The organism is Cyanobium sp. BA20m-14, assembly GCF_024346295.1.
Genome location: NZ_JAGQCR010000185.1, coordinates 1 through 6,510 on the forward strand (window position 1 = coordinate 1; position 6,510 = coordinate 6,510).

11 protein-coding genes are annotated in these 6,510 nt (G+C 66.3%); 7 read left to right on the plus strand and 4 right to left on the minus strand.

What is annotated here, in order from left to right; genetic code table 11:
* Window positions 1-104: 104 nt before the first annotated feature.
* The 3 genes from KBZ07_RS14545 to KBZ07_RS14555 all read right to left on the minus strand — a co-directional run bounded on the left by KBZ07_RS14545 (window position 105) and on the right by KBZ07_RS14555 (window position 1,523).
* A complete protein-coding gene (locus KBZ07_RS14545) occupies window positions 105-305 on the minus strand; it encodes a hypothetical protein (protein ID WP_254932283.1) in 201 nt (66 codons plus the stop codon).
* On the minus strand, window positions 305-748 hold the full coding sequence (locus tag KBZ07_RS14550; protein WP_254932284.1) for a hypothetical protein: 444 nt from the start codon (window positions 746-748) through the stop codon (window positions 305-307). Before KBZ07_RS14550 ends, KBZ07_RS14545 begins: the two co-directional genes overlap by 1 nt.
* Before the next feature lie 115 nt (window positions 749-863).
* On the minus strand, window positions 864-1,523 hold the full coding sequence (locus KBZ07_RS14555; protein ID WP_254932285.1) for a PD-(D/E)XK nuclease family protein: 660 nt from the start codon (window positions 1,521-1,523) through the stop codon (window positions 864-866).
* 116 nt (window positions 1,524-1,639) lie between these two features.
* Between KBZ07_RS14555 and KBZ07_RS14560 the strand changes: the two genes are divergently transcribed.
* Entirely contained in the window at window positions 1,640-1,867 is a 228-nt protein-coding gene (locus tag KBZ07_RS14560; RefSeq protein WP_254932286.1) for a hypothetical protein, read from the plus strand.
* Here the strand turns inward: KBZ07_RS14560 and KBZ07_RS16525 are convergent.
* Window positions 1,831-1,992 carry a hypothetical protein gene (locus tag KBZ07_RS16525; protein ID WP_396124115.1) on the minus strand — a complete coding sequence of 54 codons (162 nt, stop codon included), beginning with the start codon at window positions 1,990-1,992 and terminating at the stop codon, window positions 1,831-1,833. The genes KBZ07_RS14560 and KBZ07_RS16525 overlap by 37 nt on opposite strands.
* On the opposite strand from KBZ07_RS16525, the gene KBZ07_RS14565 reads away from it, so the two are divergent.
* The 6 genes from KBZ07_RS14565 to KBZ07_RS14590 form a co-directional block, all read left to right on the plus strand.
* On the plus strand, window positions 1,981-2,916 hold the full coding sequence (locus tag KBZ07_RS14565; RefSeq protein WP_396124116.1) for a helix-turn-helix domain-containing protein: 936 nt from the start codon (window positions 1,981-1,983) through the stop codon (window positions 2,914-2,916). The genes KBZ07_RS16525 and KBZ07_RS14565 overlap by 12 nt on opposite strands.
* Window positions 2,917-3,018: 102 nt before the next feature.
* Window positions 3,019-3,669 (plus strand): hypothetical protein, encoded by a 651-nt coding sequence (locus KBZ07_RS14570; protein WP_254932288.1) that lies wholly within the window; start codon window positions 3,019-3,021, stop codon window positions 3,667-3,669.
* A gap of 165 nt (window positions 3,670-3,834) precedes the next feature.
* Window positions 3,835-4,239 carry a hypothetical protein gene (locus KBZ07_RS14575; RefSeq protein ID WP_254932289.1) on the plus strand — a complete coding sequence of 135 codons (405 nt, stop codon included), beginning with the start codon at window positions 3,835-3,837 and terminating at the stop codon, window positions 4,237-4,239.
* A 50-nt stretch (window positions 4,240-4,289) separates the two neighbouring features.
* Window positions 4,290-4,985 (plus strand): hypothetical protein, encoded by a 696-nt coding sequence (locus tag KBZ07_RS14580; protein WP_254932290.1) that lies wholly within the window; start codon window positions 4,290-4,292, stop codon window positions 4,983-4,985.
* 51 nt (window positions 4,986-5,036) lie between these two features.
* Window positions 5,037-6,275 carry an ERF family protein gene (locus tag KBZ07_RS14585; RefSeq protein WP_254932291.1) on the plus strand — a complete coding sequence of 413 codons (1,239 nt, stop codon included), beginning with the start codon at window positions 5,037-5,039 and terminating at the stop codon, window positions 6,273-6,275.
* A 32-nt stretch (window positions 6,276-6,307) separates the two neighbouring features.
* Window positions 6,308-6,510: hypothetical protein (locus KBZ07_RS14590; protein ID WP_254932292.1), on the plus strand; the 203-nt coding region annotated here is incomplete at its 3' end.

The following is a 6,510-nucleotide window of genomic DNA, read 5'->3' on the forward strand; positions in this document are numbered from 1 at the left end:
CTTACCAGCGACCAGCAGGCCCTGGCTGCGCCAGCGGTAGAGGGTGGAGATCGACACCGCTAAGGCAGTAGAGGCCTGGGGGGCGGTGAGCCAGGGGGTGCTGGTCATCGGAGCAGACGGGGATAGCGCTGGCTGTATTCCTGAACGACCAGCTCCACCACTCGGATGGAGCTGGTCTGGGCGGTGAGATTGAGGATCGCTTCCAAAGCTGAGGTGGGCAGCTGCTGGATGTGGGAGCGCACTAGGGACAGAAGCAACTGATCAGCGAGAGCGCTGATGCGCGCTTCTGTGGCAGGCTCAGCCATCAGAAGACCTTCTCCGATTCCTTAATCGTCCAGAAGGGCTGGCCCCGTTTCTGGGTGGCGTCACCCAGTTGCTCGGCCAGCTGCTTGCGCTTCTTGAGTTGGGCTTCTAGCTGCTTGATCGAGTCGGGGTAGCTCCAAGAAGCTCGGCCCTCCTGCCGGTAGACCGTGTAACCGGAGACCACCGGCAGGTTGCGCTCAATCAAGAGCCCGGCCTCCACCAGCTGATCGAGAACGGCGGTGGCCTGGGCCAGGTGCTCCTTGGCGGCCTCCAGTGCCGCTTTGGCGTCGACCGCGATCAGCAGCGCATCAGCGGCCTCTTGCGACAGCGAAAAAGACAGCGGCGATGGCGATGCCGAGCACAACTCCAGTGGCGCCTGAGAACAGGAGAGCGAGCTGATGCTGGAGAGCGGCGTGACGGGGCCGGCGGCAAGCGGAGACGACATGGAGAGGGCGAGCTGAACGGGTACGGGAAAAGGCGGGCAGCCGGGGAGCGGTCAAAAGCGGGTGTCCGTGCGCTAAGGGCATAACCCTAGTAGTTAGTGAGCCCTAGTGCAAGGTTCAAAACGGTCGCGAGTCCCGCAGGTAGACCTCAAACACCCGCTCCCAGCTCTGCCGGCATGCGCTGGCCGTATGGGTCTGGATCTGGCAGCGGCCCGGGGAGGCCCAGATGGTCAGCCCCCTGCTGATCTCCAGCTCGTAGTGCTGCTCAGCCATGACGATCCCTGCCCCCAGCTGGGCCCTGGTGTCATACCTGCGGCCACGCGCCGAGAGGGTCTTGAGGTCGGCGATCCCATAGCTGCCGTCGGGGAAGCGCAGCAGCAGATCCAGGGTGCCGGCCACATTGCGCTCCAGGTCGTAGAGCATCAACTCGGCTGCCACAACTTGCACGTGCTGCCAAAGGGGCTCGGCCAGCAGCGGTGCAATCCAGTCGCCATAGGCCCCGTAGACCGGCCCCCAGGGATCAGCTGGCTGCGCTGCATCGAGACCTGAAGGCCACAGCGCAGGCGGTGCCTGCCAGGTGTGCACGGCATGGTGCTGCAAGGCAGCGTGGGCGGTATTGCCGCGTGGCTCCCAGACATCCCGGCTGGCTTCTATCCAGGCCAGGGCTTCTGCTGGCTTACACACCCGGGTGATCACACCTGTGATCGAGACCGGAAACCAGTGGGACTGGTCCAGCAGCCGGTACGTCCAGGTGCTGTCGTCACGACTGATCGACAAAGGCTCGAGCCAGCCGGAGCTGCCAACAGCAGGCGGTGCATGCTGGGAACTGACCAACACGATCGCTAGTCACCGAAACCAGAGCTTAGCGTTCGCAAGTCTGTCGACAGGAAGCCATGGAGATCGACCTGCCGCCACCGCTAGCTCCGGAGGCCACCATGCACATCGGCTTCTTGCTGCGCCCAGAGCAGGTGGCTTGGATTAAGGCCCATGCCGGCCGCAGCGCCTCACGCTTTATGCGGGAGCTGATCGACCAGCTGATCGAGCAGGAACAGCAGGAGGTGCAGCGACTGCTCGATCAGCGCCGTCAGCGGCAGCATCCGCCAGCCAGCGGGGCGGCCTGATGCCGGAGGCGATTGCCCGTGGCAGCAGCCACGGCTTTGTGGCGCTGCCTGCAGCCCTGCTGAGGGAGCTGCCCCAGCCAGGCGGCCAGCGCCGGCTGATCGCCTACGCCCTGATCCATGCCCACGGCAACGGCAGTGCACGGGGCTGCTTTGCAGCGCTTGGCACCCTGGCGCGTGAGGCTGGCTTGAGTGAGCGCACGGTCAAACGGGCGATTGCTGAGTTGCTGGAGCGGGGCTGGATCAAGCGAGAACTGCGCCCAGGACACAGCAACCGCTACTGGGCGCTCAGTACGCCTCGGCTAACGGCTGGCAACCGGGTAGCGGCAAGCGAGCGACAAGGCGAGCAGGGCCTGCTCACCGCGAGTAGCGCATCCCACCCAGCCGTATCAAGCGAGGTTCCCTACCCAGGCCAAGACAGCACCCCCTACCCAGGCCAGCAGAGCACCACCACCCAGGCCACGACAGATCCCCCACCCAGGCCAGCAGGGCACCCACACCCAGGCCACCAGAACCTGACGAACAAGAACCCATTAACAACACCCCCCCAACCAGATCCCAGTTCTTCTTCCAGATCCCTACTTCGTTGTTGTCTCTCTGACGCGGCCGCCCCCGCCGCCGACAGCCAGGCCGCTGCACCCCTCAACCAGGGCGACCCCAGGTCAGCCCAGCTACCCAACTCACCTCTTGCTCCATCCCTTGAGCCACTCGATGCGCTGACGCCCCAGCCGCCGGGCAGTGCCAAACCACGAGCTACGCGGCTGCCCGTGAGGATCAGCGAGCTGCCGCCTCAGCTGCAGCCCCTGGCCGAGCGGATCGAGGCTTACTGGCTGAGCAAGCCAGGCAGCCGCAGCCGGGCGGCCTTCTCGGCGATGCTGGAAGAGCTTGAGCTGGTGCTGCTCCGCACTGGCCGCCAAGGGGTTAGCCAGCTGCTGCGTCAGGCCACCCAGGCCGGTTGGGCGCTGCTGAACAGCGAGGCCTGGCTGGCCCAGCACCGCGAGGAGCTGGCTCTGGCCAAACACCCCGCCTACCAGGTGTACCGCGCCCCGTAAGCAGGAGCGGAGCAAAACCCCGCAGAACGAGCGAAACCCCTCCGGTCTTGTCTCTGTTCGCTAGTCATGCTTATGCTGTGGCTAGCGAACGACAGTCGCCGGATGTTCAGCCGCCCCGTGGGCTACAAGCGCGACACCCTCGACCGCGATCTCACCTTCCGCCGCCCCAGCTGCGACTGCCTGGCCTGCTACGACTCCGGTGTGGTGACCAACGGCGACGGCCTGGTCAACTGCCTGCTGCCGGACTACGACCGCAACCGCGACGGCAGGCCGCTCGCTGGTCAGGACCTGCCGTTGATCTGCCATTGCCCCGCCGCCTATCGACCCAGTGGCCACGGCTTTCGCGGTGCCGACGGACCGGTACCTCAGCGCCTCACCGCCGAGCTGAGCCCCGAGCAGGTGGCCCAAATTCACAGCCGGCGGCTGCTGTCGTGGCAGGAGACCGAGCGGTTGATGCGCGATGCCCGCATGGCCCGGGCTGCAGGTGATCCAGGCGCCATGCCCTGGTTCATCGCCGAGGTGCGCCACGCCGTAGCTCGGCAGCTGGCCCGCCATGCCCCGATCCTTTCCGAGCTGGATCCAAGACCTGGTGCAGACAGCCAGGATCAGCGGCGGCTCCAGCCCCTCGGCGGCGTGCTGGCCTCCACCCTGGCAAGTGCTGATCCTGGACAGCCGGGGCCTTTCAGTCCTTTGCCCCAGTCCCAGGGAGCTGCCCAGATGACTCCAGAACCAAGCTTGTCCGCTGCCGCCTAAGCAGCACACCGGTACCGGCGGCCTAAAGGCGACTCGGCTGCTGATTAACACTGCTACATCCCGATACCGAACAGCAGCGTCAGGAGCTCAGCGTGTCTTAGGTGCTAGTGCGCTGGTGTATCCACTAGCGCCAGCTAGGCTGCGCTGATGTGCTGAGCCGCTGCCATGGCCAACGCCCAGAAGGGTCGCGGCGATCGCGCCGAACGGGAGGCTGCTGAGCTGCTCTCCCTGCTACTTGGGCTGCCGATCCGCCGCAAGCTCGGCGCCGGCCGCCTCGATGACCAGGGCGATCTTGATGGCCTCAGCGGCTTTGCCCTGCAGGTGGCTGATTGGAAAGATGTGGCCCGCGCCGCCCGGGAGAAACCCGCTGCCGCCGAACGGCAACGCCACCATGCCGCCGCCCCCCACTCCGCCACGCTGGTGCGCTTCCGCGGTGGTCTCTGGCGGGTGGTGCTGACCCCGGAGCAGTGGGCGCGGCTGGTGCTGGAGCTGCGCGCAGGTGACCTTGCCGCTGGCTCTGTGCCTTTGCCCCCACTGCCCCCCCGGCCACCGGATCACGCGGCGACCTGAGACCCCATCTCCCCTCCAGCACAACAGCGATCCCCTACCCCGCGCGATCAGTGAGCAGTCCCGAAAACGCCAGCTACCCCTCCCAGTCCTGCCGCGATTGCTTTGGCAAAACTCTCACCAGCTGGCTGGAGCGGGCGGGCTGGAGCCATGACACCCCCCTGCGCTGGGGCAAGGCCGCCCAGTTTCCAACAGTCGCTGACTCGACCTTTAATCGCATGCAGCGGGGCAAGATCGCCCAGCCCTATCCGGTTACCTTCATTCAGTTCGGGATGATGAACGACCGGCTGGCCAGCAGGAACTACGGCCTAGCTGAGGACGACCCGCTGCTGCCCCGCATCGCCCGTCAGCGAGCGATTGAGCACGACGATGGGCGGCTGTGGACCGCTACCGATTTCTTCTCCCACTTCATCGGCGAGCTAGAGCCGCCGGCCTGGGCCAAGGAGCAACCCCTACCCACCCTCCAGCAGGCGGTTGAGGCAAGCGCAGAAGCGGTCGAGCGCTTCCGGGGGACGGCGCAAGCGCTGAACCTGCCGCTACCGGAAGCCTGGGAATCGCTGGCAGCGGTGGCAGCCAAGGCGTCTGCGACGGTGATGCCACACCTGAGCAACGACGAACTGGAGACGCTGCGGATGGTGCTGAGCGGCTGGCACACCTGGACGCCGGAGCAAATGCACCAACTGCGGGACCTGGACGGCGGCCTGCGCCCCTTGAGCCTGCTGGACTATTGGAAAGCCACCATCAAATAATCTCAATAGCGAGCCCTAGGGCTAAAGTCTGTTGAGCTGCGATCCGCACCGTTGTCTTCTCCTGGGACTGCTGTACGCGAGTCGCAGCCTGACTATCCAGCCAGCCTGCCCCTAGCGCTGCTGGCCTTTCACCGCCATGTCGGCCCGATCCGCAAGCAGTCGGAGGCCAAGTACGGCGCCTTCGCGGATCTGCGCACCGTGCTGGAGACCATCACCCCCTCCCTGCTGGATCAGGGCTTGGTGCTGACCCAGACGCTGGAGCCGGGAGCCGAGGGCTCCTGCCTGCTCCACACCACCCTGAGCCACGCCCCCAGCGGTGAGCGGATCAGCTCCAGCTGCCCGATACCCACCCTGGAGGGGCTGCTGGAGTGGGTGCATGCGTTGCGCAGTCAGGTGCTGCAGCACTTCCCGTTGGATCTACCGCTGGCGGCGATCGGTGCCTTGCCACCGGTGCTGCCGCCCCGCAATCCAGAAGCACAAGCAGAGCTGTCGCCAGCGCCGCGCGAGCCCGGCCTACGCCTCGACGACCAGCTCAGGGGGCTCTACACGCTGCTGGGCCAGCTGGGCACCACCACCAATCCACTGCACGCCTTAGGCGGCACGATCACTTACCTGCGCCGTTATCAGATTTTGGCGCTGCTTTGTCTGGCTGCGGAGGACAACGACGGTGGCGAGGGGCGCCACGAGCTTGGTTCGCAGCCCCTGCAGCAATCGTCCATGCCGACCATGCAGCAGTCAGCTGCGGGTAGCGGACCGAACGCTGCGACAGCTGCCAGCACCGCACCGCGCACCACAAGCCGCAGCCGCACGACCCGCGGCCGCAGCACTCAAGCTGCGATGCCTGCCCATGGGCAGGACCAGGGCGCGGCTGCCAGCCATACGCCCAGACCGGCGCCCACCCCGGCGCCAGCGGTGGCTGCGGCGGTAGCCCCGAAGGCAGATGCTCAAGGCGGGTCTGCTCTGCTGGCCCCGGCATCAGACGCGGTCCTCCCTGCCTCCGCAAACCCAGCTGATACCCCTGAGCAGGTGGCCACGGCGCAGACCGCTGCCACTGAACAGGCGCAGGGTGAACACCAGGACGGCGCCAATCCGCTCACCGCAGCTGAGGTGCAGCAGTTGATCGCCCAGATCCGCTCCCTACCCACCGAGACCATTCCACAGCTGGTGACGGCCTTCCGGGACCAGTTCCAGCTGCCGGTTACTGCCCTGGTCTCCGACTACATCCGCACCTGGGACCACGCCGTCTTCATTCGCCAGCAAGTGGCCCAGCTCGCCGCCGTAGCTGTCTGATCCGCGCCGCTCTGCACTGCTGCTTTCCCCCCATGGCTTCCACCTCTCTCCCTGGCTCGCTGGAGCTGCTCAATCACACCTCCACCACAGCCACAGACGCAGCCACAGCCATAGCCGGTGCTGCTATTGGCTCCCCTGGCCTTCTTGATGCTGAACGGCTGCGGCAGGTGTTGCGCCATCCGGCCGGTGCCGCCGGCTGGTTGCTGCAACACCGGCAAGGCCAGCTGCACCGGCA